This window comes from Type-E symbiont of Plautia stali, from assembly GCF_059731115.1.
In genome coordinates this window covers 3,668,207-3,693,035 of record NZ_AP035906.1, presented here as the reverse complement: position 1 = coordinate 3,693,035, position 24,829 = coordinate 3,668,207, and the positions used below count along the sequence as shown (strand labels likewise).

21 protein-coding genes are annotated in these 24,829 nt (G+C 55.6%); 10 read left to right on the top strand and 11 right to left on the bottom strand.

Annotated features, from left to right (window positions below; genetic code table 11):
• Positions 1 to 120: 120 nt before the first annotated feature.
• From AC6I8L_RS16890 to AC6I8L_RS16870, 5 genes are all read right to left on the bottom strand, one after another.
• Complete coding sequence (locus AC6I8L_RS16890; protein ID WP_038644709.1) at positions 121 to 783, bottom strand: DedA family protein; 663 nt, start codon at positions 781 to 783, stop codon at positions 121 to 123.
• A gap of 105 nt (positions 784 to 888) precedes the next feature.
• Entirely contained in the window at positions 889 to 2,079 is a 1,191-nt protein-coding gene (metC, locus tag AC6I8L_RS16885) for a cystathionine beta-lyase (protein ID WP_058961924.1), read from the bottom strand.
• Between the two features lie 133 nt (positions 2,080 to 2,212).
• Positions 2,213 to 3,499 carry a TRAP transporter large permease gene (locus AC6I8L_RS16880; RefSeq protein WP_034828425.1) on the bottom strand — a complete coding sequence of 429 codons (1,287 nt, stop codon included), beginning with the start codon at positions 3,497 to 3,499 and terminating at the stop codon, positions 2,213 to 2,215.
• A gap of 15 nt (positions 3,500 to 3,514) precedes the next feature.
• Positions 3,515 to 4,021 carry a TRAP transporter small permease gene (locus tag AC6I8L_RS16875; RefSeq protein ID WP_058961923.1) on the bottom strand — a complete coding sequence of 169 codons (507 nt, stop codon included), beginning with the start codon at positions 4,019 to 4,021 and terminating at the stop codon, positions 3,515 to 3,517.
• Between the two features lie 49 nt (positions 4,022 to 4,070).
• On the bottom strand, positions 4,071 to 5,045 hold the full coding sequence (locus AC6I8L_RS16870; RefSeq protein ID WP_058961922.1) for a TRAP transporter substrate-binding protein: 975 nt from the start codon (positions 5,043 to 5,045) through the stop codon (positions 4,071 to 4,073).
• A gap of 353 nt (positions 5,046 to 5,398) precedes the next feature.
• Between AC6I8L_RS16870 and exbB the strand changes: the two genes are divergently transcribed.
• The 3 genes from exbB to AC6I8L_RS16855 all read left to right on the top strand — a co-directional run bounded on the left by exbB (position 5,399) and on the right by AC6I8L_RS16855 (position 8,060).
• A complete protein-coding gene (exbB, locus tag AC6I8L_RS16865; protein WP_072017041.1) occupies positions 5,399 to 6,127 on the top strand; it encodes a tol-pal system-associated acyl-CoA thioesterase in 729 nt (242 codons plus the stop codon).
• A 5-nt stretch (positions 6,128 to 6,132) separates the two neighbouring features.
• Positions 6,133 to 6,555 (top strand): TonB system transport protein ExbD, encoded by a 423-nt coding sequence (gene exbD, locus AC6I8L_RS16860; RefSeq protein WP_034828432.1) that lies wholly within the window; start codon positions 6,133 to 6,135, stop codon positions 6,553 to 6,555.
• Between the two features lie 182 nt (positions 6,556 to 6,737).
• The gene (locus tag AC6I8L_RS16855; protein ID WP_058961921.1) at positions 6,738 to 8,060 is read left to right on the top strand and encodes an MFS transporter; all 1,323 of its coding nucleotides are present in this window, start codon (positions 6,738 to 6,740) and stop codon (positions 8,058 to 8,060) included.
• A 167-nt stretch (positions 8,061 to 8,227) separates the two neighbouring features.
• Here AC6I8L_RS16855 and AC6I8L_RS16850 read toward each other — a convergent pair whose 3' ends face one another.
• From AC6I8L_RS16850 to AC6I8L_RS16830, 5 genes are read right to left on the bottom strand one after another with little or no spacing between them, the layout of a single operon-like run.
• On the bottom strand, positions 8,228 to 9,193 hold the full coding sequence (locus AC6I8L_RS16850; protein WP_058961920.1) for a Csu type fimbrial protein: 966 nt from the start codon (positions 9,191 to 9,193) through the stop codon (positions 8,228 to 8,230).
• On the bottom strand, positions 9,190 to 11,628 hold the full coding sequence (locus tag AC6I8L_RS16845) for a fimbria/pilus outer membrane usher protein (RefSeq protein ID WP_201785691.1): 2,439 nt from the start codon (positions 11,626 to 11,628) through the stop codon (positions 9,190 to 9,192). The genes AC6I8L_RS16850 and AC6I8L_RS16845 overlap by 4 nt, the downstream gene beginning before the upstream one ends.
• Positions 11,625 to 12,323, bottom strand: a complete 699-nt coding sequence (locus AC6I8L_RS16840) for a fimbrial biogenesis chaperone (protein ID WP_201785692.1) — start codon at positions 12,321 to 12,323, stop codon at positions 11,625 to 11,627. The genes AC6I8L_RS16845 and AC6I8L_RS16840 overlap by 4 nt, the downstream gene beginning before the upstream one ends.
• Before the next feature lie 25 nt (positions 12,324 to 12,348).
• The gene (locus AC6I8L_RS16835; protein ID WP_058961917.1) at positions 12,349 to 12,864 is read right to left on the bottom strand and encodes a Csu type fimbrial protein; all 516 of its coding nucleotides are present in this window, start codon (positions 12,862 to 12,864) and stop codon (positions 12,349 to 12,351) included.
• 22 nt (positions 12,865 to 12,886) lie between these two features.
• Positions 12,887 to 13,456, bottom strand: coding sequence for a spore coat protein U domain-containing protein (locus AC6I8L_RS16830; RefSeq protein WP_034828445.1), 570 nt, complete (start codon positions 13,454 to 13,456; stop codon positions 12,887 to 12,889).
• 549 nt (positions 13,457 to 14,005) lie between these two features.
• On the opposite strand from AC6I8L_RS16830, the gene AC6I8L_RS16825 reads away from it, so the two are divergent.
• The 3 genes from AC6I8L_RS16825 (at position 14,006) to AC6I8L_RS16815 (ending at position 20,014) form a co-directional block, all read left to right on the top strand.
• Positions 14,006 to 16,108 carry a putative bifunctional diguanylate cyclase/phosphodiesterase gene (locus AC6I8L_RS16825; RefSeq protein WP_058961916.1) on the top strand — a complete coding sequence of 701 codons (2,103 nt, stop codon included), beginning with the start codon at positions 14,006 to 14,008 and terminating at the stop codon, positions 16,106 to 16,108.
• Positions 16,109 to 16,267: 159 nt separating this feature from the next.
• Positions 16,268 to 18,358 (top strand): putative bifunctional diguanylate cyclase/phosphodiesterase, encoded by a 2,091-nt coding sequence (locus tag AC6I8L_RS16820; protein WP_058961915.1) that lies wholly within the window; start codon positions 16,268 to 16,270, stop codon positions 18,356 to 18,358.
• Between the two features lie 240 nt (positions 18,359 to 18,598).
• Complete coding sequence (locus AC6I8L_RS16815; RefSeq protein WP_058961943.1) at positions 18,599 to 20,014, top strand: aminotransferase-like domain-containing protein; 1,416 nt, start codon at positions 18,599 to 18,601, stop codon at positions 20,012 to 20,014.
• Positions 20,015 to 20,185: 171 nt separating this feature from the next.
• Here the strand turns inward: AC6I8L_RS16815 and AC6I8L_RS16810 are convergent, their stop codons facing one another.
• Positions 20,186 to 20,668: a YlaC family protein gene (locus AC6I8L_RS16810; protein ID WP_034828452.1), complete on the bottom strand. Its 483-nt coding sequence runs from the start codon at positions 20,666 to 20,668 to the stop codon at positions 20,186 to 20,188.
• 253 nt (positions 20,669 to 20,921) lie between these two features.
• On the opposite strand from AC6I8L_RS16810, the gene AC6I8L_RS16805 reads away from it, so the two are divergent.
• The 4 genes from AC6I8L_RS16805 to AC6I8L_RS16790 all read left to right on the top strand — a co-directional run bounded on the left by AC6I8L_RS16805 (position 20,922) and on the right by AC6I8L_RS16790 (position 24,821).
• Positions 20,922 to 21,536, top strand: a complete 615-nt coding sequence (locus AC6I8L_RS16805) for a cupin domain-containing protein (RefSeq protein WP_058961914.1) — start codon at positions 20,922 to 20,924, stop codon at positions 21,534 to 21,536.
• Positions 21,537 to 21,661: 125 nt separating this feature from the next.
• Complete coding sequence (locus AC6I8L_RS16800) at positions 21,662 to 23,101, top strand: circularly permuted type 2 ATP-grasp protein (RefSeq protein WP_058961913.1); 1,440 nt, start codon at positions 21,662 to 21,664, stop codon at positions 23,099 to 23,101.
• The gene (locus tag AC6I8L_RS16795; RefSeq protein WP_038644735.1) at positions 23,095 to 24,024 is read left to right on the top strand and encodes an alpha-E domain-containing protein; all 930 of its coding nucleotides are present in this window, start codon (positions 23,095 to 23,097) and stop codon (positions 24,022 to 24,024) included. Before AC6I8L_RS16800 ends, AC6I8L_RS16795 begins: the two co-directional genes overlap by 7 nt.
• Positions 24,021 to 24,821: a transglutaminase family protein gene (locus tag AC6I8L_RS16790; protein WP_034828459.1), complete on the top strand. Its 801-nt coding sequence runs from the start codon at positions 24,021 to 24,023 to the stop codon at positions 24,819 to 24,821. Before AC6I8L_RS16795 ends, AC6I8L_RS16790 begins: the two co-directional genes overlap by 4 nt.
• The last annotated feature ends 8 nt before the right edge of the window (positions 24,822 to 24,829 follow it).

The window sequence follows — 24,829 nt, the reverse complement described above, 5'->3', positions numbered from 1 at the left end:
GGCCCTGAGCGAATGGGTGCTGTTTGACGCCATCTGAATGGCCAAATGTGCATGAATGCGCGCGCGACGAAACTGCACTGAACCATTGAAGGGTTACCATTTATGGCAACCCGTATCGGATTAGCTCGTTTTCTGGCGGCGTTTTTTCCAGATCACCACGATGCTGCCGGTCAGACCGACAAACAGCAACACCATCGGCAGCACCATCAGCACCGCCATCACCTGATCTTCGTGACGCTTGATAAACGGCACCTGACTGATGCCATAGCCCATGGCGACCACAATCCCGACCCACAGCGCGCCGCTCAGCCAGTTAAACAGCTGGAAGCGCCCATTCTGTAAACCCGAAATGCCCGCCATGGTCGGCAGCAAGGTACGAACAAACGCCAGGAAACGCCCGACCAGCAGCGCCATCAAACCGTGGCGGTTAAACAGATTCCAGGCGCGCTGATGATATTGCGCCGGCAAATGCATCAACCAGCTTTTGACCATCCGCGTATTGCCCAGCCATCGCCCCTGTAAATAACTCAACCAGCAACCCAGGCTGGCGGCAGTGGTCAGAATCACCATGGTGGGCACGAAATCCATCACGCCTTTGGCAATCATGGCGCCTGCGAGCAGCAACAGGCTGTCACCCGGCAGAAAAGAGGCAGGCAACAAACCGTTTTCCAGAAACAGCGTTAAAAACATCACGCCGTAGACAATCCACACGACATCCGGATTGGCCAGCGCGGCAAAATCCTGATGCCAGAGCGCGTGAACAATCTCATGTAAAACACCCATCTGCTATCCCATCGAGTCACAAGGATTCTATTTTAACCATCTGTGGCATCGCAGACGTTGATCTCACCGATGCGACACGAAATGGTTTAGGTTTTGTTTAAATATTTACTGTTTTAAGCGCGCAAAGCCCGCTTTCAGGTCGTTCAGCAGGTCATCAACGTGTTCAAGACCAATATGCAAACGCACCAGCGTACCGTCGAAATCGATACCGCCTGCCGGACGAATCTCCGCCAGCTCTTCCGGTTGGTTGGCCAGAATCAGGGATTCATAGCCACCCCAGGAATAAGCCATGCTGAAATGGTGGAAGTGATCGAGGTAATTCGCCAGCTGCTCATGGCTCAATTTTTCATGCAGGATGAAGGAAAACAGTCCGCTGCTGCCGTTGAAATCGCGCTGCCAGAATTCATGACCTTTACTCTGCGCCAGCGCCGGATGGTTGACGCGCGCCACTTCCGGTTGAGCGGCCAGCCATTCGGCGACCTGCAAACCGCTCTCTTCATGCTGGCGCAAACGCGTACCGAGTGTGCGCAAGCCGCGACTGGCCATATACGCTGTATCGGCATCCACCATCTGGCCCATCAGGTACGAATTTTCACGCAGCTGCGGCCAGCAACGTTCATTGGCGACGGCGGTGCCAATCATCGCATCGCTGTGACCAATAATGTATTTGGTGCCCGCCTGAATCGAAATATCGATGCCATGCTCCAGCGCGTTAAACAACACGCCCGCCGCCCAGGTATTATCAATCATGATGATCGCGTCGGGCGCTTTCGCACGCACGGCGGCGACGATGGCGGGAATGTCCTGCACTTCCATGGTGATGGAGGCGGGAGATTCGAGGAATACCACGCGCGTGTTCGGCTGAATCAGTTCACTGATTTCGCTGCCAATGCAGTGATCAAAGAACGTGGTGGTGACATTCAGCTTACTGAGAATTTTGGTGCAGAAATCTTGCGTTGGTTCATACACGGCGCCGCTCACCAGAATGTGATCGCCCGCTTCGACAAAAGAGATAATCGCATTAGATACTGCCGCTGCACCGCACGGATACAGCGCGCAACCCGCGCCGCCTTCCAGTTCGGTCATGGCGTCTTGCAGCGAGAAGTGGGTGAGGGTGCCACGGCGACCATAAAAAAGCTCGCCCGATGCACGACCTGCCGTCGCCCGTTTTTTGTCAGCAACCGTGTCAAAAACCAGTGAAGATGCGCGCTGAATGACGCTGTTAACTGAGCCCTGAGTGTAACGTTTGCTTCGTCCCGCGCTAACCAGCGTGGTATCAATTTTATTCGTTGCCATCACTGCCTTTCCTGACACTTACCACAAAACATCCACGTTACCACGAAACACCGCAGTGGGTTGACCCTGATTGCGGATTATCGGAGTCAGTCGATGAATTGGCCGGGCAAAAGCGCGTCCCTGCGATTTCGCGTTACATCACACCCATGACATGCGGCAGCCAAAGCGATAGCGCGGGCACGTAAGTGATCAGCATCAGGATGAAAAACAGCGTGACGTAGAAGGGCAGCATGGCCGTCACCACTTGCTCAATTTTCTGTTTACTGACGGCGCTGGCAACAAACAGCACGGTACCGACCGGCGGGGTAATCAGACCGATACCCAGGTTGGTCATCATAATCATGCCAAAATGCACAGGATCGATGCCCAGACTGGTGGCAACGGGCAGCAAGACAGGGGTTAAAATCAGAATAATAGGGGCCATGTCCATCAAGGTGCCGATCACCAGCAGTAACACGTTGATGCACATCAGAATCACGTATTTATTATCAGAGATGCTGGTGAAGGCATCGGTGATCATGGTCGGCAGTTGCATAAAGGTCATCACTGCGCCAAAGCCCGCCGCAAAGGCAATCAATACCATCACAATGGTGACGGTTTTGATGGTACGAAACACCAGAATATGCAGCTGATTCCATTTGAAATCGCGATAGATGAACATCGTGACAAAAAACGCCCACAGGCAGGCGATCGCAGCGGATTCCGAAGCGGTAAAAATGCCGGAAAGAATACCGCCCAAAATAATGACGATGGTAAACAGTCCCCAGAACGCATCGAAGAAGATTTTCACCGCCTGACGCAACGGAATGGCTTCGCCTTTGGGATAACCGCGCTTGCGTGCGAACGCCAGGCACATCACCATCAAACAGAATCCCAGCATCAGCCCGGGGATAATACCCGCAACAAACAACGAGGATATGGTAACGACGCCACCGGTGGCCAGCGAGTAGATCACGGAGTTATGGCTGGGCGGCGTTAACACCGCCTGCACCGAACCGCTGGCGGTCACGGCGGCGGCAAAATCTCGCGGATAACCTTTTTGCTCCATTTGCGGGATCATCACCGATCCGATCGAGGCGGTATCGGCCACTGACGATCCTGAAATCGCGCCAAAAAATGTCGACGCCACGATATTCACCAACGACAAGCCCCCGCGGATAAAACCGACGAAGATATAGGCAAAGTTTACCAGGCGTCGGGCAATCCCTCCCTCGGCCATGATCGCCCCGGCCAGAATGAAGAACGGAATGGTGAGGAGTGAAAATTTGTTGACCCCGTTGGTGATCTGAATCACCACGGCTTCCAATGGCAAATCGATCCACCAGGCGCCAATAAAGGCAGCAAATCCGACGGCAAAGGCCACCGGAAAGCCGACCAACAGCAGCAACACCAAACTACCAACCAGAATGAAAGCATCCATTTTAGTGCTCCGAATTTAGTGTGTGCCGCCCAGCGTCACCAGCGGACGCTGACTTTGATCGCCATTCAGTATTCGCTCGATCACAAACAGCAGCGTAAACAGCGCGCCGATAGGAATGGGCAGATACATTTCGCCATACGTCACAGCAGGCAAGGCCGCCAGCGGTTGAATCCACATGGCCTCACACAAGCTGTAGCTGGCCTGCAGCAGGATTAAGCACACCACGATCAGCAGCAGGTTGCACAGCCGTTGTGCCCATTTTTGTGCAGCCTCAGAGAGGCGATCGGTCACCATCGACACACAAATGTGTGTGCCTGCCCGCAATCCGACGGGCGCACCAATAAAGGTAAAGATGATCATGCAGACGATAGCGACCGGCTCCGGCCATGAGAGGGCACCATTCAGCACATAGCGCGCGAAAATACCGATGGGTATCACCGCGACCATAATCAACAGGGCTACCGCCGCGATGCCCATGCACAACAAATAGAGCCCATCCATCAAACGGGAATATGCATTCATGCTTCGTTACCTGAGCAAGGCGCCACGTGGTCGCGCGGCGCTGAGAGGGTTATTTCACATCCGCAATTTGTTTCATCAGATCCTGATAATTGCCGCCAAACTGGTCGCGCACCGGTTGCGTGGCTTTCATAAAGTAATCGCGGTTGGTGTCCTGGAATGTCACGCCGCCGGCTTTCATTTTCTGCACTGACTGGGCGGTGTAAGTGGCCCACAGCTGGCGCTCTTCATCCTGCGCTTCCTTGCCGAGTTTCTTCAGCAGCGCCTGATCTTCTGCGGAAAGCCGTCCCCACGAAGCTTTAGAGAACAGGATCATCTCCGGCTGAATAAAGTGGCCGCTCAGGGTGTAGTACTTCGCCACGGGCAGATAGTTGTGGGCGACAAACGTCGGTGGATTGTTCTCTGTGCCATCGACCACGCCAGTTTGCATGGCGCTAAACACTTCGCTGACGCCCATTGCCACAGGATTGGCACCCATCGCTTTCAGCGTGGCCAGTGAAATGGCACTGTTCTGCACGCGAATTTTCATCCCCTGTAAATCTTCGGGTTTGGTGAGAGGTTTTTTGGTGATCATGTTGCGTGTGCCCGCGTCGGTCCAGCCGAGGAACACCATGCGCGTGCGGGGATCGTTATCGAATTTTTCGACAATCTGTTTGCCGACATCGCCATCCAGCACCTTGTGCATGTGGTCTTCGTCGCGGAACACATAGGGCAGGGTTAGCACACTGGTTTCAGGGGCGATGGTGGTCACCGGGGCCAGCGAGACGCGAATCATGTCAATCGCGCCGAGCTGAACCTGCTGCAGCGTTTGATCCTCATCGCCCAGCACGCCTCCAGCGTAAACCTTCAACTCTAATCGTCCTTGCGTCGCTTCTTTTAACTTATCGCCCATATGCTGCAGCGCGACCACAGTGGGATAACCGGCGGGCTGTACTTCCGCGACTTTTAACACTTTGGCGTGAGCACCACTCGCCAGCAGCATAACCAGAGAAGAGATTGCAATCGTGAGTCGTTTTTTAGAGGTCATTATTATTGCTCCAGCTTGATGATCATTAGCGGTGTCAGGCACACCACAATCGGGAAGGGCTGGCTCAGAATAGTGAAATTGCGCTGGCGAAAAACTGGTCAAATGTTGATTGGATGAAATACATCACATTTTGAAACGATGTTTTAATAAATTTTCAGTTTAGGTCACATTTGTAAAACATCAGCCAGCGCATCCATAAAAACCACAAAGATTGTTGGAAATTGAGGCATAAATCGTTTGTAAATAGTAATGAGAACTACTATCACTTCGGTCAATTTTTTTGCTATGATCCGCGCTTCAATCGTGAACTGTGCAACAGAAGTTGGAGACGCAGCGTGGTAGCCAGTGATTTGATGCAAACGGACCTCTCCGTTTGGGGCATGTATCAGCATGCCGATATCGTGGTAAAAGTGGTGATGATTGGCCTGTTACTGGCCTCGGTTGTCACCTGGGCGATTTTCTTCGGCAAGTTTGCTGAGCTGAGCGGGGCGAAACGTCGCCTGAAACGCGAACAGCAGGCGCTGGGCGAAGCGCGTTCGCTTAATGATGCTTACCGCGCCGCTGAAAGCTTTAAAAGTAACAGCCACAGTGCGGTGTTGCTGAACGATGCGCAGAATGAGCTGGAACTCTCTGCAGGTACCGAAGACCTTGATGGCATTAAGGAACGTACCAGCTTCCGCCTTGATCGTCGCGTTGCGGCATTCAGCCGTCATGCCGGTCGCGGTAACGGCTTCCTCGCTACCATCGGTTCTGTTGCACCCTTCATCGGTCTGTTTGGTACCGTTTGGGGCATCATGAACAGCTTTATCGGTATCGCTAAAACCCAGACCACCAACCTCGCTGTTGTGGCGCCGGGCATCGCAGAAGCGTTGCTGGCGACCGCGATTGGTCTGGTTGCTGCTATTCCTGCTGTGGTTATCTACAACGTCTTCGCGCGCATGATTGCCAGCTACAAAGCCTCATTGGGTGATGTTGCGGCGCAGGTGATGCTGCTGCAGAGCCGCGATCTGGATCTCGGCAATGTGGACACCGCGAAAGAAGCGACCCGTCCGACGGCGGCACAGAAACTGCGCGTAGGATAAGTATTATGGCGATGCGTTTAAACGATGACTCGGTAGGCGATGGCGAAATGCATGAAATCAACGTGACGCCGTTTATCGACGTTATGCTGGTTCTGCTGATCATCTTTATGGTCGCCGCGCCATTAGCCACAGTGGATGTGCGCGTTAATCTGCCTGCGTCCACCAGCGCACCGCAACCGCGTCCGGAAAAACCGGTTTATCTTTCTATTAAGGAAGATAAACAGATCTATATCGGCAACGATGCGGTCACCAAAGAGACGCTGGTGAATGCGCTGACGGCGCAGACCGAAGGCAAGAAAGACACCACCATCTTCTTCCAGGCGGATAAGTCTGTGGATTATGAAACCCTGATGAGCGTGATGGATCAGTTACGCGAAGCGGGTTATCTGAAGATTGGTTTGATGGGCATGGAGACGGTGAAGAAATAAATCACCCCCTCTTATCGCTCACAAGGGCCGTTATCGATAGCGGCCCTTTTTATTTGCTCCCGCCGTCAATGTTAATTTCTTGTTACTTTTGGTCTCACTTTTGTAAACTGCAATGGTGAAGCGGATCACATCTATTCCTGGCGCAACCCGCTACAACGGAAGAAAAACCCAGGAAGGACAATATGAGCGCGAGTCAGTCTTTACAAAAGCCATCGCAAGGCGGGGCCAAAACCATCTTTAGCGTTACCAGCGGTAACTTTCTTGAGATGTACGATTTTATGGTGTTTGGCTATTACGCTACGGCGATCGCCAAAACCTTTTTCCCCGGAGATGATCCCTTTGCTTCATTGATGCTCACGCTGATGACCTTTGGTGCGGGCTTCCTGATGCGTCCGCTCGGCGCGATTATTCTCGGTGCCTACATCGACCACCACGGTCGCCGTAAAGGACTGTTGCTGACGCTGGGCTTGATGGCGTTGGGTACGCTTACCATCGCCCTGGTGCCGGGCTATGCCACCCTGGGTGCCGCCGCACCGATTCTGATTCTGCTGGGTCGTTTGCTGCAGGGCTTTTCTGCGGGCGTGGAGTTGGGCGGTGTGTCGGTTTATTTGTCTGAAGTGGCGCCAAAAGGACGCAAAGGATTCTATGTCAGCTGGCAGTCCGGCAGTCAGCAGGTCGCGGTGATCTTCGCGGCGCTGCTTGGCCTCGGTCTTAATCATCTGCTGGCGAAGGATGCGGTCACCGAATGGGGCTGGCGTATTCCGTTCGTGGTCGGTTGTATGATTGTGCCGTTCCTGTTCTGGATCCGCCGCATGCTGGAAGAAACCGAAGCGTTCAGCAAGCGCAAGCAGCATCCTTCCATGGGACAGATTATGCGCTCGGTCGGTGAGAACTGGGCATTGGTACTGGCGGGGATGCTGATGGTGGTGACCACCACGGTGATGTTCTACATGATCACCGCCTTCACCCCGACTTTTGGCAAAACCGTGTTGATGATGAGCGACGAGCAGAGCTTTATGGTGACGCTGTTTGTCGGCATCTCTAACCTGATTTGGTTGCCGGTCATGGGCTCGCTGTCGGATCGCATAGGACGCCGCCCGCTGCTGATCACTTTTACTATCCTGATGATTCTTACCACCTGGCCAGTGCTGCACTGGCTGGTGGGATCGCCCACCTTTGCGCATCTGGTGGAAGCGGAATTGTGGTTATCGTTCCTGTATGCCAGCTATAACGGTGCGATGGTGGTCTATCTGGCGGAAATTATGCCGGCTGAAGTGCGCGCCACCGGCTTCTCACTGGCTTATAGCCTGGCGACCGCGCTGTTTGGTGGCTTCACGCCAGCAGTTTCAAGCTACCTGATCCATGCCACGGGTGATAAAGCGATGCCCGGCGTGTGGTTGTCATTCGCGGCGGTGTGCGGATTGATCGGGACGCTGCTGATTGGCCGCATGGTGAAACAGTATCAGGCGCGCCATGGCGGCACGCCGGTGGGAGCTTCGCTGTAACGCCCTGGCTGACAACGGGCCTCATATCAGCCCGTTAAGAAGCGATTCGAGTAAAGCAGCCCCTTGTTGAAGGGGCTGCTTTTTTGTTTATGCAGATATGTGGGTATGGCGCAGTGAAACGCAATCATCGTGCCTCTTAACAAGCGACATCGTCGCTCATGCCCTGCCTAAAACGACAGATCCACCACCACGCTATCCGTATAACTCCCCGCCGCTGGCGTATTCTGCGTCGTCAGAATCTGCGCTGTATAGGTGAAGTTGCGCGTTACCAGATCCGCGTTCAGGGAGGTGGCGCTGGCGCTACTCCAGCGGTCAGTGCCGGTCGGTCCCCAGCGTGTCGTGGTGGTGGTGCCTTTATAAATGTCATAAGCCAGCCGGTTAGTCCCGCTCGCCATCTGGCGCGTGGTGCCGCTGTAGTAGCTGCCATTGCTCAACCCCACAGTGAAAGTGCTGCCTTTAGAACACACCACGTTGATGGTCTGCTGCACCGTGGAGAAACTCCCCACCAGCGGTGCGCTGCCAAAACTCACGTTAGGCGCGGTGATGGTGGTGCAGTCGTTGGTCACAACCAGGTTAACGGTAATCGGCATGGCGGTGCCGGTACTGGTTTGCACTGTTCCTACGCACAAACCTGCTACGTTCAAACCCGCGCACACCGTATAACTCACCGTTATGGTTATCGTCGTGGTGTAAGTGCCGGCTGCAATCACCTGTCCCGTCAGGGTGCGGAAATAGAGCGGAATATTAAAGTTAAGGCTGTTCCCCAGCCCAAGCAGTAAAGCCGAGCTCCAGCGATAGCTGCCGCCCTGCTGCAATTCCGTAGCGCAGGCGCTGTCGATGCACATTTGAATGGGAATGCTGTCGGTACCGGTGCTGGAACTTTTCAACACCGCCCGCGTGCCGCTGAGATAGGTCGCAGTGGTGAAGGCGTATGTGACGTTATCGGTGCCCAGCAACGACAACGTACCTGACCCACAGTTGACGTTGGTGGTGCTGGAGGTGTTCTGCACCGTGGAGCCCACCGCGAATGTCGTCACGGAGCCAAAGGTCGCCGTTGGGGCCGATAAACTACAAAGCGCATAACTGGTGCCCGGCAAGATAAACAGCGCCAGCAGCAAAAAAATCTTTCTCATGGTGAAATTCCTGACTGTGAATTATTGGCCGTGCTGACCGCCGAACCCGGCGACGGCGGCGGCAGATCGCACGTCAGCGGACCGTAGGTCTTCAGCGCTTTTGGCTGGCCGTCCGCAATGGTCAGCGTGGTATCACAACTGCGCCCATCAGGCGTCACGACATGAATTGGGTTTTCAGCGCTCAGATTCTCCATCCAGACAATGCCATCCCATCCGATATATTCCGTACCCTGATTCGGGCGCAACACCTGGCTGGAGATCGGCAACGGTTGCCCCTGTTTATCGTGCAATACCACGCTGGCGGCACGCAGACGTTCCACCGGGAAGTTCAGCAGGTAACCACTTTTCCGTTTCACCGCAAAACGCTGTTCCACCTTTGGTGCGGTGCGGTCAACCGGTAAATCCAGGGTATCGATATCGTATTTTGCGCCGTAGTAACTGCTGATCGATGGCACCAGCAAATAGCCCTGATTATCAGTGCGTCCCATTGCCTGGTTTTCATAGCGCACGGTGACATCCGGGTAATCGGTTTTCACCACCACAAACGCATCATTGATGTCGTTGGCGGCAAACACGCGGTTATCCATCAGCACCAGCGAACCGGTGAAATCGGCCCACTGCGTGGTGTTATCGTTATCGCCGTAGAACCCGGCAGAGGTGTCGATTTTGTTATTGCGATAGCGCAGGCTTGCCTGGCGGTAATCACCGCTGTCGCCACCCTGATTGGCCCAGGCCGCATCATACGCAAAGCCACCATCGGTCGGCATGGCGCGTGACACGTAGAGGCGCTGATTGTTGTTGCCCTGCTGATCGCGCTCGTAGCTCACCGAAGCACTGCTCTGCTCGCCGAATGGGATCACCAAAGAGATGGCACCGCTCCAGTCGCCCTGTTCCTGATCGCGGCTGGCGGAGATATACAGGCTGCTGTTACCCCACAGGTTTTTACTCCAGGACAGGTTCCATAAACGGGTGCGATCGCCCGATCCGCCGGCAATATCAAAGTAGGCCAGGCCCAGACTGCCGTATTGATTGAGTGACACGCTGGCGGTGTACTGCGCGCTGCGTCGCGCTAGTGAGTAGCTGGTGTTGGCGCTGTCGCCCCGGCTGCCGACCAGCGCCAGATTGCCGTAATCGGCGGTGCGTAACACATGCTGGGTGCCGATACTGAACCAGCTGTTGTTGTACTGATAACCCCAGCTGTATTGCGTGCCGGGTTTACCTTCCATCTGACTTTGTGCCAGCGCACCATTGACCACGCCCCAGCTGCCGAGCTTCACCAGTCCCCCTGCGCCGCCGGTGGCCACGCTGTCGCTGCCTTCCGCATGGCTCTCCAGCGTCAGCCAGTCGGTTAACCCATAACGATAAGAGCCGCTGGCTGCTGCTGCGCCATAGTCAAAGTTCTCCAGTCCGTAGTTTTCACGAATAGCACCGGCTGAGAAGGAGTAATCCGACAAACCCTGTCGCAGCAGGCTGCTGGAGACATAAAACGGCAGCGTGGTAGTGACCTGGCGCCCCACGGCATCGGTGGTGGTGATCACCGCATCGCCCGCGCCATTGACGAACGGCACATTGGTCAGCGACCACGGACCCGGCTGCACATTGGCTTGCGTGCTGCGATAACCGTTAATAAACAGATCGACGGAAGAAGGTACTGCGGCCTGGCCGGAAAACGCCGGTAGCGGGTAAGTGACCAAATCCGGTCGCACGCTGAAATCACGCGCAATCTGCACGCCACCCAGACGCACGCTGTTACTCCAGCTCAGCGCATCGGTGACCAGATCCCCGGCGCGCCAGCTAATTGCATCGTTCTCATCTTCATTGCTGAACCAGGTATCGTAGCGAATGTATCCCTCTTGCTGACCGCTGACACCGCCTTCCAGTTGTTGGGTGTAGACGCCATTGGTGGAGAATTGCCCGCTGGGACCAAACACGCGCAGCTCATTCCAGCTCGACAGGCGCGATCCGGCATTATCCTTACGGGTGGCGTAGAAGTCGTAATTGAGCAGCGCACCGTTACTGGCTCGCCCCGGATAGCGAGGGCCGCGCTGATCTTTACCGATCACCTGGCCGGGCAGCCAGGCGGGTGGAACGGTGAGCAACAGGCGCTGACGGCGCTCGTCATATTCTGCTTTCACCTCCGCAAGTTGATTCACATCGATTTGCTCGCCCTGGAGTTTCTCCGCAGGGATACCGGCACGCTGTAAATCGCCATTGCGCAGCCAAAAGTCGCCGTTTTTACGCTCCACCGGCACGATATCGCCGCGCGCGTTCTGATTCACCACCAGCTCCAGCATGTACTGCTGACCGCTGGCGTTGTTCTCCAGCGCAGGGGGCGGTGGTAGCTCGGAAAAGGTCTCCGCGCTACTGATTTGAGGTAACAGGCATAGCACGCTAGCCACTGCCAACGTGCATGGATGCAGCGAAAACGTCATCAACGCGCGGCCGCGCTGCTCCAGTGCCCTTTATTCACTTCTGCGGACAGCTCACCGCTCACGCTGCTGGTTAATGGCCAGCGGTTACTGCTGTTTGCCAGCACATAGCCAAACAGGCCATTGCCCAGGCGGCGGCCACCAATGGTGACATTACTCAGCCGCGCATGGCCATTGCCACGGTTGGTGAGCTCCAGCCAGCGCTTGCCACCACTGTCCACCTGCTGCCAGCTCAGTTGCGGCTTCGCACTGTCGCTGGTCACGCCGCTGCCGTAGACAAACAGCGGCACCGAATAGCGCATCTGGAAGGTTAATCCCGCCTGATTTTCGCCGGGCGTGCGCGGCGTGGGGATTTCATCCAGCACCACGCGATAGGACATTTCGCGTCCCGCTTGCGGCGCGCCCTGCTTAATCAGGCGCACCAGCTGTTTCTGACCCGGTTCGAGGCGCACCATTGGCGGGCTGGCGACCACTTGCTGCTGAGTTTGATACTGTTCCTGACCGCCCACTTGCAGCCAGCTAAAGATGCGCACCTGCATCATGGTGGTGGCATTCCCACGGTTCTCCAGCCACAACTCACTGGCTTTCTCATCAGGGTTAATGGCTGGGTCGATTGGCCAAATCATCAGCGAATTAGCGGCGTGGGCGGCAGGCATTAGTGCCATGGTAAACAACAGTAACAGAGCGCGCAGGTTCATGATTATTCATCCTTCTTTATCACTTCCGTCACCAGCTAAGCGTAACGGTTAAGGTGTCGGTATAAGTGCCGGCGCGCGTGGGGCCGGGCAACGTTAACAGGCCATAAATCGGCAAAGTAATGTTATTGGCGTTGCTGTAACTCAGCGCCACGGCGCTGTTCACCGGAATCGCCGTGGTATGTGCAACATTGGTATAGAGGTAATAGGGCACGGTATTGGTATTGCCCGAGATCTTGAGATTGCGAGTGGAGGTGTAGTTGGCGCCGCCATTAATGCTCATGCTGACGGCAGTGCCTGGCGTGCAGGCAAGGGTGATGGTGGTGCTTTGCACATAGCTGGCGCTCACGCTGCTGGACGACACGCCAGATTGCGTACCGAAATTAAGCGTGCCAAAGACCCCGGTATTGGTACCGGAGACAACACAGCCTGCCACTACTGACGCAGAAACCTGAAAGTTTGCGGTTGGCAACCCCCAGGCAGAGACGCTCCCTATCAGCAGGGCGAGGCCGCCTGCACTGTGCGCCCAACGCTGCACCACGGCCACCCTGATTACTCCACTACTGACCTCAGTAGTTCACCGCAACGTTAATGGTATCGGTGTAAGTACCTGCCGGGATCAATGGGTTAAATCCGCCCCCCACCACACGACCGTAAATGGCATAGTTGGTGCCTAAGGTCGGATCTGTGGTGCCGCTGGCGGCAATGTTGGTGTTATTGGCGATAGCGGTGGTAAACGCCGCATCGCTATACAGGGTATAGGCAATGCCCTGGGTATTGTTGGAGCCGAGAATCAGATAGCGCGGCTGGCCGCTGACGGTGCCGTAAATGGTCGCCGGTGCAGCATTACTGCTGGTGACCTGCACGTTGAAAGTCTGGCCGGTGGTGCAGCGAACATAAATACCGTTGCCCGATGCGCCGACCAGCGTGGCGTTCAGGGTATCGAAGGTTGCGGCGCTGCTACCAAAGTTCAGGGTACCGAAGTTGACGCCTGTGGTGGCAGACTGACCATTCACCAGACAACCGGTGGTCAGGGTCAGGGTCGCATTAATGGTTCCCGTTGTGGTGGCGGCAAAAGCCGCGGTAGGGGCGAGCACTACGCTCAGGCTGGACGCCAAAAGAAAAAGCTTGAGTTTCATAATCATTCCTTACTGATTATCCAAGGTCATTGCTTTTTCACCTGGTGATTCATTTATGTAAACGAATCCGAATTCAAACAAGAGCCACGATCGGCTTAACCGCGTAAGTGCCCGACATCTAGGAATATTCTTAGATGGTGGGTTAATGATTTATATCAGTTTTCTTTACTATAGATCAGCAAATCAACACTTGGGACGTTGCGCTTAGATTTTTCATTAATCAATTCACACTTTTCGCCGATAACTCAGTAATCGCAAGGGGTGACAACAGATTAAAAAAACTAAACAGCGAGTGATTTAACCCTCTACCGCGATTAACCGTTCAATGCTATGTTCGTGCATTAATCAGATATTATTAATTTTTCTGACTGCGACAGACGATGAAAAACAAAAAACATAGCGCGGTGTTTCCAGAATTATCTGGATCGGCTCCTTCCTCTGCCTCACTGCGTGCGGTCATTACTCACCCTTAATCAATGTTCTCGAACTCTTTGAACTTTTTTGACGATACAGCACCTGCTCCGCAGCGGGCTGAGTTTAGGAGCGCACATGCTGCTGGTTACCTGGGATAGCGTTCTGGTCACGGTTTCATTGATCGTGGCCTTCATTGCTGCGTTTACCGCACTGGATACGGCCGGACGCGTCGCGGTTTCACGCGGCTGCCTGGCGAAAATGTGGCTGATTGGCGGTGGCACCGCGATGGGCATTGGCATCTGGGCGATGCACTTCATTGGCATGCTGGCGATGATGATGCCGATGACCATGCGTTATGACATTACCCTCACCACGGTTTCCCTGCTGGTGGCGATCCTCGCTGCCATCTTCGCCTTCGCCCAGGGTGTTCAGGGCAGCCATCTGACCCCGCGTAGGCTGATAAGTGGCACCCTGATACTCGGCAGCGGCGTGGTGGCGATGCATTACATCGGCATGAATGCCCTGATGATTGAACCGGCGATTCGCTGGGACATGCCATTGGTCGCGCTCTCCGTGGTGATTGCCTATGCCGCCTCGGGGGCGGCACTGTGGCTGGCGTTTCATCTGCGCCAGGGCGAGAGCGTGTGGATTATGCGTGTCTGTGCCGCGCTGGTGATGGGCATTGCCATCGCCGGGATGCACTACACCGGCATGGCGGCGGCGGGGTACAGCATGCCGAGCACCATGCAGCAGCATCATGGCATCAGTGAGGATGGACTGGCGGTGTGGGTGACCATTATCACGCTGTCCATTCTTGGTCTCACGCTGTTAGTTTCCATGCTGGATGCCCAGCTGCGCGCCGCGCGTCTGGCGGCCAAGCTCAAGCGTGCCAATAGCGAACTGCGCCAACTGGCGATGCATGACAATCTCACCTCGCTCCCTAACCGCGTGTTATTGGAGCAGCAGCTGACGGCACAGATCAAGCAAGCCACCTTACAGGATGAAAGCTTTGCACTGATGTTTATGGATCTCGACGGCTTCAAAGCCGTCAACGATACCTGGGGCCATCACGTGGGCGATCGCCTGCTTATCGCGGTCGCCGAACGTCTGCGCGTGCAGCTGGGCGAGGGCGTGCTGCTGGCGCGACTGGGTGGCGATGAGTTTGTGCTGCTGTGTCCACAATACAATGATTTGCAAGCCTCGGCGCTGGCGCAGCAGCTGGTGAATGCGATTGATGCGCCGTTTGAACTGGATCGTTATTCACTGCGGGTGTCGTTGAGTATCGGCATCGTGGTGTTCCCGCAGCACGGTCGTAGCCAGCAGGAGATGATGTTCAACGCCGACTCCGCCATGTATCACACCAAACACAGCGGCCGAAACGGCTGGTGTCTGTTTGAACCGATGATGAGCGCCGTGGCACAGCATCAGCTGGCGCTGGCGAATGACTTGTGGAATGCGCTGGAATACCAGGAAATGTGCCTGTTTTATCAGCCAAAATTCCGCGCAGGCGGCACGGTGCTCATGGGCTTTGAAGCGCTGCTGCGCTGGCAACATCCGCGTCGCGGATTACTGATGCCGGATATGTTCCTGCCGCGTGCGGAGAAAACCGGGCAAATCGTGGCGCTGGGCAATTGGGTGATCAACGAAGCGTGCCGTCAGTTAAAACAGTGGCACGATGAAGGCAACCGCGACTGGAGCGTGTCAGTTAACCTTTCGGCGTTGCAATTCCATCAGCGCGATCTCATCGACAGCTTGCGTCATGCACTGCTGCGCTATCAGCTGCCGGAGGGGGCGCTGATGCTGGAGATTACCGAGAATATCGCGATGCGCGACCCGCAGTTCAGCCAGCAACGCATTGCAGAATTGCATCAACTCGGCGTGAAAGTGGCGATCGATAACTTCGGTATCGGCTATGCCAATTTACTGCATCTGAAACATCTGGAAGCCACCGAACTGAAAATCGACCGCGCCTTTATTAACAGCCTGCGTGCCGACAGCGAGGACGCCACCGTCGTGAGCGCGATGCTGACACTGGCACAAAGTCTCAATCTGCGCATGGTGGCCGAAGGGGTAGAAACCGAGGAACAGCAGCGTCTGCTGACCGGGCTCGGTTTTGACACGCTGCAGGGCTATCTGCTGGGCAAGCCAACACCGGCGGAGCGTATCGGTGAATTTACCGCTGTGTTTAATGCACCGCCGCTGTTTGCTGAGCACCCGCTGCCCTTAACCAACGCCTGATAAATCATTTTTATTTTCTTCCGCATCGGAAGGTTTCATCGTTCAAAGACTCAAATCGGCAGTGTTACTGCCGATAAAACACACAATAAAACCTATAGCCTTGACTTTTTTTCATAACACCACAGCTGATTGATAACGGCTTTAACTTGGGAAATCACTATGTTAGTGACTTCGTACGATTCGTTTACTGTCATCGTTTCCATTCTGGTGGCGATGCTGGCCTCGTTTACCGCGCTGGATATGGCGGGACGCGTGGCTTCTTCAACTGGCAAGGTGGCGCTGGTTTGGTTATTAGGCGGTGGATTCGCAATGGGCGTAGGCGTCTGGGCGATGCATTTCATCGGCATGCTGTCGATGAGCCTGGATATGGTGATGAGCTACGATCCGCTGCTGACGGCGACGTCGATGGCAGTGGCAATCCTGGCATCAATTTTTGCCTTGTGGCTGGTGTGCTCATCGCATGATTTATCCTGGCGGCGCTTAACGGGCGGGGCTTTGGTGCTCGGTTCCGGCGTGGTCGCCATGCACTACATGGGCATGGCCGCGCTGATGTTTGCGCCGGGCATCGTCTGGAATTGGGGCTGGGTCGCCGCTTCAGTGGTGATTGCGCTGGTGGCATCGGGGGCGGCCCTGTGGCTGGCCTTTAACCTGCGCGAAGGACATGGTCGCGTGAACATTCTGCGTCTCGGTGCTTCGGTGGTAATGGGCTGCGCCATTGCTGGTATGCACTACACCGGTATGGCCGCGGCCAGCTTCCCGATGATGAGTCATGCCACGCACATGGGCGTTAACAGCAACTGGCTGGCGATTGTGGTCACCGTGGTGACGCTGGCGATCCTCGGCATTACGTTGCTGGTTTCGATGCTGGATGCACGCCTGCAAGCGCGCACCTCCATCCTTGCGCACTCGCTGGCGGAAGCCAACCGCGAGCTGGCGCAACTGGCTCTGCACGATAACCTGACGCGCCTGCCAAACCGTATTTTGCTGGAAGATCGTCTGGAGCAATCGATCAACAAAGCCAATCGCGAGAAGTCGCAGTTTGCGCTGATGTTCATGGACTTGGATGGCTTCAAAGCGGTCAATGACGCCTTTGGTCACCATGTGGGTGACAACCTGCTGATTGCCGTGGCCGAGCGCATGATCGGCCAGATGAAAGGGCACTACACGCTGGCACGTATGGGCGGTGACGAGTTCGTGCTGCTGATCGAAATCGATGAGCCCAATGACGCCGCAGCGGTAGCGGATGCATTGGTGAAAGCGGTCGATCGCCCGTTTGATATTTCACGCTATGAGCTGGTGGTGTCACTGAGTATCGGCATCGCGGTCTATCCCGGCGACGGTCAAGATGATCGCGAGCTGATGTTTAACGCCGATGCGGCGATGTATCACACCAAAAACAATGGTCGTAACGGCTACAACTTCTTCCAGCCGTCGATGAATACCCTCGCGCAGTCGCAGCTACAGCTGAATAACGATCTGTGGCAAGCGCTGGATAACGAAGAGTTACGTCTGTTCTATCAGCCAAAATACTGTGCGCCGAGCGGCCCGATTCTCGGCTTTGAAGCCCTGTTACGTTGGGAGCATCCGACACGCGGTTTGCTGGCACCGGACAAATTCCTGCCGATTGCCGAGAAGACCGGCATGATCATCAACATCGGTAACTGGGTGATTAACGAAGCCTGCCGTCAATTGCACTGCTGGCATCTGCAGGGCCATCCACACTGGTCGGTCGCGGTGAATCTCTCCGCGCTGCAGTTTGAGCAGAGCAACCTGGTGGAAACCGTGACGCAGGCGCTGGCGAAGCATCAGATCCCGGCCGAATTGCTGACGCTGGAAGTGACGGAAACCACGGCGATGCGTGATCCGGAAGAGAGTGTGCGTATCATGACGCAACTGACGGATATGGGCGTGAAAGCCTCGATCGATGATTTCGGCACCGGTTACTCCAGCCTGCTTTATCTCAAACGTTTGCCCGCCAGTGAGTTGAAGATCGACCGCGCGTTCGTCAATGAACTGCAGGCAAAATCGGAAGATGCCACCATCGTTTCCGCCATTGTGGCACTGGCGCAGTCACTGGATCTCAAAGTGGTGGCGGAAGGGGTGGAAACGCAGGATCAACAAGCGTTCCTCACCGGCCTGGGTTGCGATACCTTGCAGGGTTATTTACTGGGCAAACCAGTGCCGCCAGAACGCATCCATGAACTGCCGAATTTTGTCGAAAACGAGCAGCAACTGGTGCAGTTGCCGTAAGGGTATTTGTGCGGTGATGGCCCTCATTCTCACGCAGGAAGAGGGTCGTCCTCTGCGCGGCTAAGTGTGATTCCCTGTCTGACGCTCCCCTTTCCATTTAGCAGGAGAAGGGAGCTTCATCAGCGCGGTTTAGCGTGAATGTCTAAGTAACATTCCCGGCCCAACAATCCACTATTACGCTTGCGGGATAGGGCCATGATAGTGAAAATGGCCGCACTCATTTCCAACATCGGAGCCAGGGTGGCGAAATATCAGCAGTTGGTCGATCAGCTTCGGACGCAGATCGAAGCGCGCATCTGGCCGCCGGGTGAAAAGTTGCCGTCATTACGTCAGCAGGCTGAACAGAGCGGCCTTAGCCTGATGACGGTGATGCACGCTTATGAAGTGCTGGAAAGTCAGGGCTGGATCCTGTCAAAACCGCAATCCGGATACTACGTTGCGCCACGAGCTGGCGAAAGCCGCCCGCGTCTGCCGACACAGGCGATTGCCAAAACCGAGCAGGCGGACACCAACAGTTTCGTGTTTGATGTGCTGCAAGCCACGCGTGACCCTGGCATCATGCCGTTTGGCTCTGCCTTTCCCGATCCCGAACTCTTTCCGCAGCGTCAGTTAATGCGCTCGCTGGTCAAGGTCTCGCACAATCTGAAACCCAGTGATGCCTTAAATAACCTGCCGCCCGGCAACGAAGCGCTGCGTAAAATTCTGGCGCAACGTTATGCCCAGCAGGGCATCACCTTGTCGCCGGACGATATCGTCATCACCAACGGCGCGATGGAAGCGCTCAACCTCAGCCTGCAAGCGGTGACCGAACCCGGTGATTGGGTGGTGATTGAAAATCCTTCTTTCTACGGCGCCTTGCAGGTGATTGAGCGGCTGAAACTGAATGCGATAGCCATCGCCAGCGATGTTGAGCAGGGCATCGATCTCGACGAGCTGGAGCAGGCATTGCAACGCTGGCCGGTCAAAGCCTGCTGGCTGATGACTAACCGACAAAACCCGCTGGGCTTTACCCTGAGCGCTGAACGAAAACAACAGTTGGTCACTCTGCTGTCGCGCTACCAGGTCGCGATGATTGAGGATGACGTTTACAGCGATCTCTACAGCGGCCACGACAAGCCTTTGCCTGCCAAAGCTTTTGATCGCGAGGGGAATGTGCTGCACTGCGGCAGTTTTTCCAAGAATCTGGTAGCGGGATTTCGCGTCGGTTGGGTGGCTGCCGGGCGCTATGCTCAGCGCGTACAGCGTATTCAGCTCATGAGCACGCTCTCCACCAGCGCGCCGATGCAGCTGGCATTAGCCGACTTCCTCAGCACCCGTAGTTACGACACGCACTTAAAGAAGTTGCGCCAGACGCTGGCAAAACGTAAGCAGCTGGCGCAGCAGGCTTTACGTCGTGTGCTGCCTGTTGACGCGCAGATCAGTGATACGCCAGGCGGCTATTTCTTGTGGATTGCGCTGCCGCAGCAGATCAACACCACGCAGCTGTATCATCTGGCGTTAAAAGAGGGCATCAGTATCGCGCCCGGTCAGCTGTTCTCGGGCAGTGAAGGGTTCAGCCACTGTTTCCGCTTCAACACCGCCTGGCCGTGGGATGCGCGCGCCGAGGCGGCGGTGGAGACGTTAGGGAAATTGATTGCTCAGCTGGAGTCGGCTTAACGGCTCTGTCGCAAAATGTTGGCCCCTGAGACGACTGACCACAAAGGATTACCAATATGGTCAGTCTGAATTGTCACCGATGTGCCGGTTGTACCTGCAGGGCAATCTAACAATATCGCGTCAGATTTTTGTAGCCTGTGCTGTCTTGCATCTTGTGCAAGGCGATATTCATCAGATAGTTGCCGCCTGTTTATTGCCCCATGTCAGGTAATAAACATCATAAAAATCCACTTCGCCTTTCTGCTTCATCAGGCGATCGATGCCGCTGCGCACGCGGTCAGGCGTGCCGGGATTTTCCACGATCTTATCCAGCGCCTGCTGAGACACCGGCTGCACGTAATACCATTCACCGTTGTAGCAGACGCGCAGATCCAGCGTGTCGATATCCTCAAAACGGTATTTCGGGTTGATATCCATCAGCATCAGGAAGCTCATCACCAATACAAAGGCGGTAGCGAACCAGAACGCGGGCCAGCCAAGCATCTCGGTGGAGAAGATCAGCGCCACGCACAGCGCGTAACACAGATACATGATCGCCCAGAGCCCCGGATGGGTTTTGAGGAATGAAAAGCTAAAGCGTGGCAGATTATCGCGCTGGCCTTCACGGTTAAGCGTGGCGATTTCATCGAGCAGAATTTGTTTGATCGCTTCCATAGTTCACCTCTGAATGTTACTGCCTGCCAGTTAATCACATAACAGTGAAGTGAATCAGACACAGATCCCGGGTGTTTTTTTATAACAGTTTATTAGCCGCTTTTCCGGCGCCACAAAATGTTAAATATGTTGCCAGGTAATTTGGCTTTAGTAAGGTAAATCCTTCTTTTATGTGAATTTTGTTGGTGGGCGCACATTGCAATGCCCTCGGGCTTTGCCACAATTAAGCAACATGGCTTCCCGGAGAAAGAGTATGACTGCCAACACTTCCAGCCTGCTGTTACTGATGTCTTTCGCCGCCGGTACCTTTTCAGCAGGTTCATCGAATAACCCGCAGCATCTGATGCTGTCGGTGCCCTCGGGCGGCGTCCCGAACAACCTACTGCCGCTGATCATCTGGCCCGGCATTGCGCCTGACTATGATGAAGAGCTGCAAAGCGACAGCGCAGCCTGGTTTGAAAAAACCTTCACCGACAACGGTTGGCCTGCCGCATGGCGCGCGCCGATCTTCCCTTATACCCATTACCATCCCAACACCCATGAAGTGCTAGGCGTGGCGTCGGGCTGGGCGGAAGTGCTGTTTGGCGGCGATAGCGGCCGCATGGTGACGCTACGTGAGGGGGATGCGGTGCTGATCCCCGCCGGTGTCGGCCATAAACAGGTGTTCGCCTCAGACGATTTTTTCGCCGTTGGCGCCTATCCTGAAGGAATGTCCCCGGAAACCGTGCGTGATGAACCTTCTCGTTTACGCGCGGCGAAAGATCAGATCGCGCGCGTACCTTTACCGCATCGCGATCCTTTCACGGGGGGCGATGGAGCGATGACGGATATCTGGCTGCCAATTGCGCAGCAGTTAATGCACCAGTAAGGTGCAATCTGAGTGTTATTCGGCGCTGCTCCGCTATCGGGGCGCGTGTGCCGTTTGGGGCGTGAGCCTCTGGCACACTTTGTGCAGGAGAGGATCCAGGTCCTCTGACAAGCGCCGGGTAAATCATGAAAGAAAGCTACCAGATAGCGTCACACTTCTATGATGAGATGTTATTGAGCAACGGCGAACACCGTGCGCACTATCAGCATTACTGGGAGTGGTTACAACAGGCGGACAAAGAGGCCGTGGCGCGTAAGCGCGAAGAAGCGGAACTGTTGTTTCATCGTGTGGGCATCACCTTTAATGTCTATGGTGACGATGGCGGCGCTGAACGGCTCATCCCGTTTGACAGCGTGCCGCGTATTATTCCGGCGGGTGAATGGGCGATGCTCGATCGCGGCATCCGCCAGCGCGTACAAACCCTGAATGCCTTCCTGCATGACATCTACCATCAACAGCACATCCTCAAGGCGGGGATCGTGCCGGCCGAGCAGGTATTGATCAACGATCAGTATCAGCCCTGCATGCAAGGCGTTGATCTGCATCGCAACATCTATGCGCATATCACCGGCGTCGATATGGTGCGGAATAACGACGGCGAATATTACGTCCTCGAGGACAACCTGCGCACACCGTCCGGCGTCTCCTATATGCTGGAGAACCGCAAGATGATGATGCGCCTCTACCCGGAACTGTTCGTCGAGCAGCATATTGCCCCGGTAGAACGCTATCCTTCACACCTGCTGCAAACCCTGCGCGAAAGCTCACCGGTCAACGATCCGGTGGTGGTGGTGCTGACGCCGGGCCGCTTTAACAGCGCCTACTTCGAGCACAGCTTCCTCGCGCAGCAGATGGGCGTGGAGCTGGTGGAAAGTGCCGATCTGTTTGTCAAAGACGGCGCGGTAATGATGCGCACCACTGCCGGGCCGTGCAAAGTCGATGTGATCTATCGGCGCGTCGATGATGCGTTCCTCGATCCGCTGGCGTTCCGTCCCGATTCGATGCTCGGCGTGCCGGGCCTGCTGTCGGTGTATCGATCCGGTAACGTGGTGTTGGCCAATGCCATTGGCACCGGCGTGGCCGATGACAAATCGATCTATCCCTACGTGCCCGACATGATCCGCTTCTATCTGGATGAAGATCCGATCCTCAATAACGTGCCGACCTGGCAGTGCCGTAAGCCGCAGGATCTGACTTACGTCCTTGCCAATCTCAGCAAAATGGTGGTGAAAGAGGTACACGGCGCCGGCGGTTACGGCATGTTGATTGGTCCGGTGGCCAGCCAGCAGGAGCTGAGTGATTTCCGCGATCGCCTAAGAACACGCCCGGAAAACTACATCGCGCAGGACACGCTCTCGCTCTCCACCTGTCCGACGTTTATCGATAACGGTCTGGCGCCGCGCCATATCGATTTGCGTCCCTTTGCCTTATGCGGTGCGGATATTCGTTTAGTGCCGGGTGGCTTAACCCGCGTGGCGCTGACCGAAGGTTCGCTGGTGGTGAACTCATCGCAGGGCGGTGGCACCAAGGACACCTGGGTTCTGGAGGATGACGCATCATGCTAAGCCGCACGGCCAGTGGCCTCTATTGGATGGCGCGCTATCTGGAGCGCGCAGAACAACTTGCCCGGGTGCTGGATGTCACCAACCGGCTTTCGCTGATGCCGGTGCGTAACAGCCAAACCGATGAGCTGCTGTTGCCGCTCAATCTCACCGGCACGCGCCAGCTGTTTGAAACCCTCAACGGGCGTTTCACCATGCCGCAGCTGTTTAACTTTTTCGCTCTTGATGATCGTAACCCCAGCAGCATTTTTAGCTGCTGGCAGGAGGCGTGGAACAATGCGCACGCGGTGCGCGGCAGTCTGTCGTCTGAAGTGTGGGAGAGCATCAACTCGACGTGGATTGAGATGCGTAACATGCGGCGACGCGGCATCACCAGCGCCAACGCTGACAGCTTTTTTGACTGGGTTAAAGAGCGTTCTCACCTGTTTCGTGGCGCGATGTTCGGCACCTTGCTGCGCGGCGATGCGATGTGTTTTATCCGTATCGGCACGCTGATGGAGCGCAGCGACGGTACCGCGCGTTTGTTGAGCGTCAACCAGCAACTGCTGGAGCAAAACCCCGATTCGGTGCGGGAATACTACTGCCTCGATACCTTGCTGCGTGCGGTGTCGGCGCGTGAAGCCTATAACGCGATCTTTAAGCAGCAGCTGATGCCGGATCTGGTGAATGAGATGCTGATCCTGCGTAACGAAAGCCCGCGTTCGCTGCACTCCTGCATTGAGGAGATCGCCAACCAGCTGGAACAGATCGGCAGCAGCGGTGAGGATCGTCCACGCTATCTGGTGACGGTGCTGTTGGCCGAAATGCGCTTCAGCACCTGGGAGAGTCTGACGCGTGACGGGTTGTACAGCTGGCTTAATCACTTTCTCTCGCAGACCAATGCGCTGGCAGAAAGCATCAATCAGACTTATCTGGAGGCGAAATGAGACTGAACATCGAGCACAAAACCTGGTATGCCTATGAGCATCAGGTCAAACTCAGCACCCAGTATCTGCGCCTGACGCCGCAAAACTCGGTGCACCAGCAAATCCTGTCATGGGATCTTGATCTGCCGTGTGAAGCCACGCGCACCCTGGATGCTTACGGCAACGTGTTGCATGTGCTGACGCTGGATACGCCACATCAGCAACTTGAGATTGCCGCGCGCGGGGTGGTGGAAATTCTGGATGAAGGGGAGTATTCCCCCGACCCTGAATCGATCCTTTCGCCATTGGTGTTTCTGCGTGCCACGCCATTAACCTTGCCCGATGCGGCGATACGCGATTTCGCACAGCGCTACTGGCACGCGGAAAAACCGCTCGCCAGCCTGGAAAAACTGATGGATGAGCTGCTGTTAAAAATGCCGTACCAGCCTGGCAGCACCCAGGTGAGTGATACCGCAGCGAAAGTATTTGCGGCGGGCAGCGGCGTTTGCCAGGATCACAGCCATGTGTTTCTGGCTTGTTGTCGCAGTCTCGGGATCCCGGCGCGCTATGTCAGCGGCTATCTTTATACGGACAATGTAGAACACGTTGCTACTCACGCCTGGGTTGAAGCCTGGCTGGATGGCAGTTGGCACAGCTTTGATATCACCAACAATACGCGCAGTACGCGCCAGCATTTACGTCTGGCGGTGGGTGTGGATTATCTCGATGCTTGTCCGGTGCGCGGTATGCGGCTGGGTGGCGGCGGTGAGGATATGCTGGCGATGGCCGCGGTGCAGCAGGTGCATGCGCAGCAGTGATATTTTTT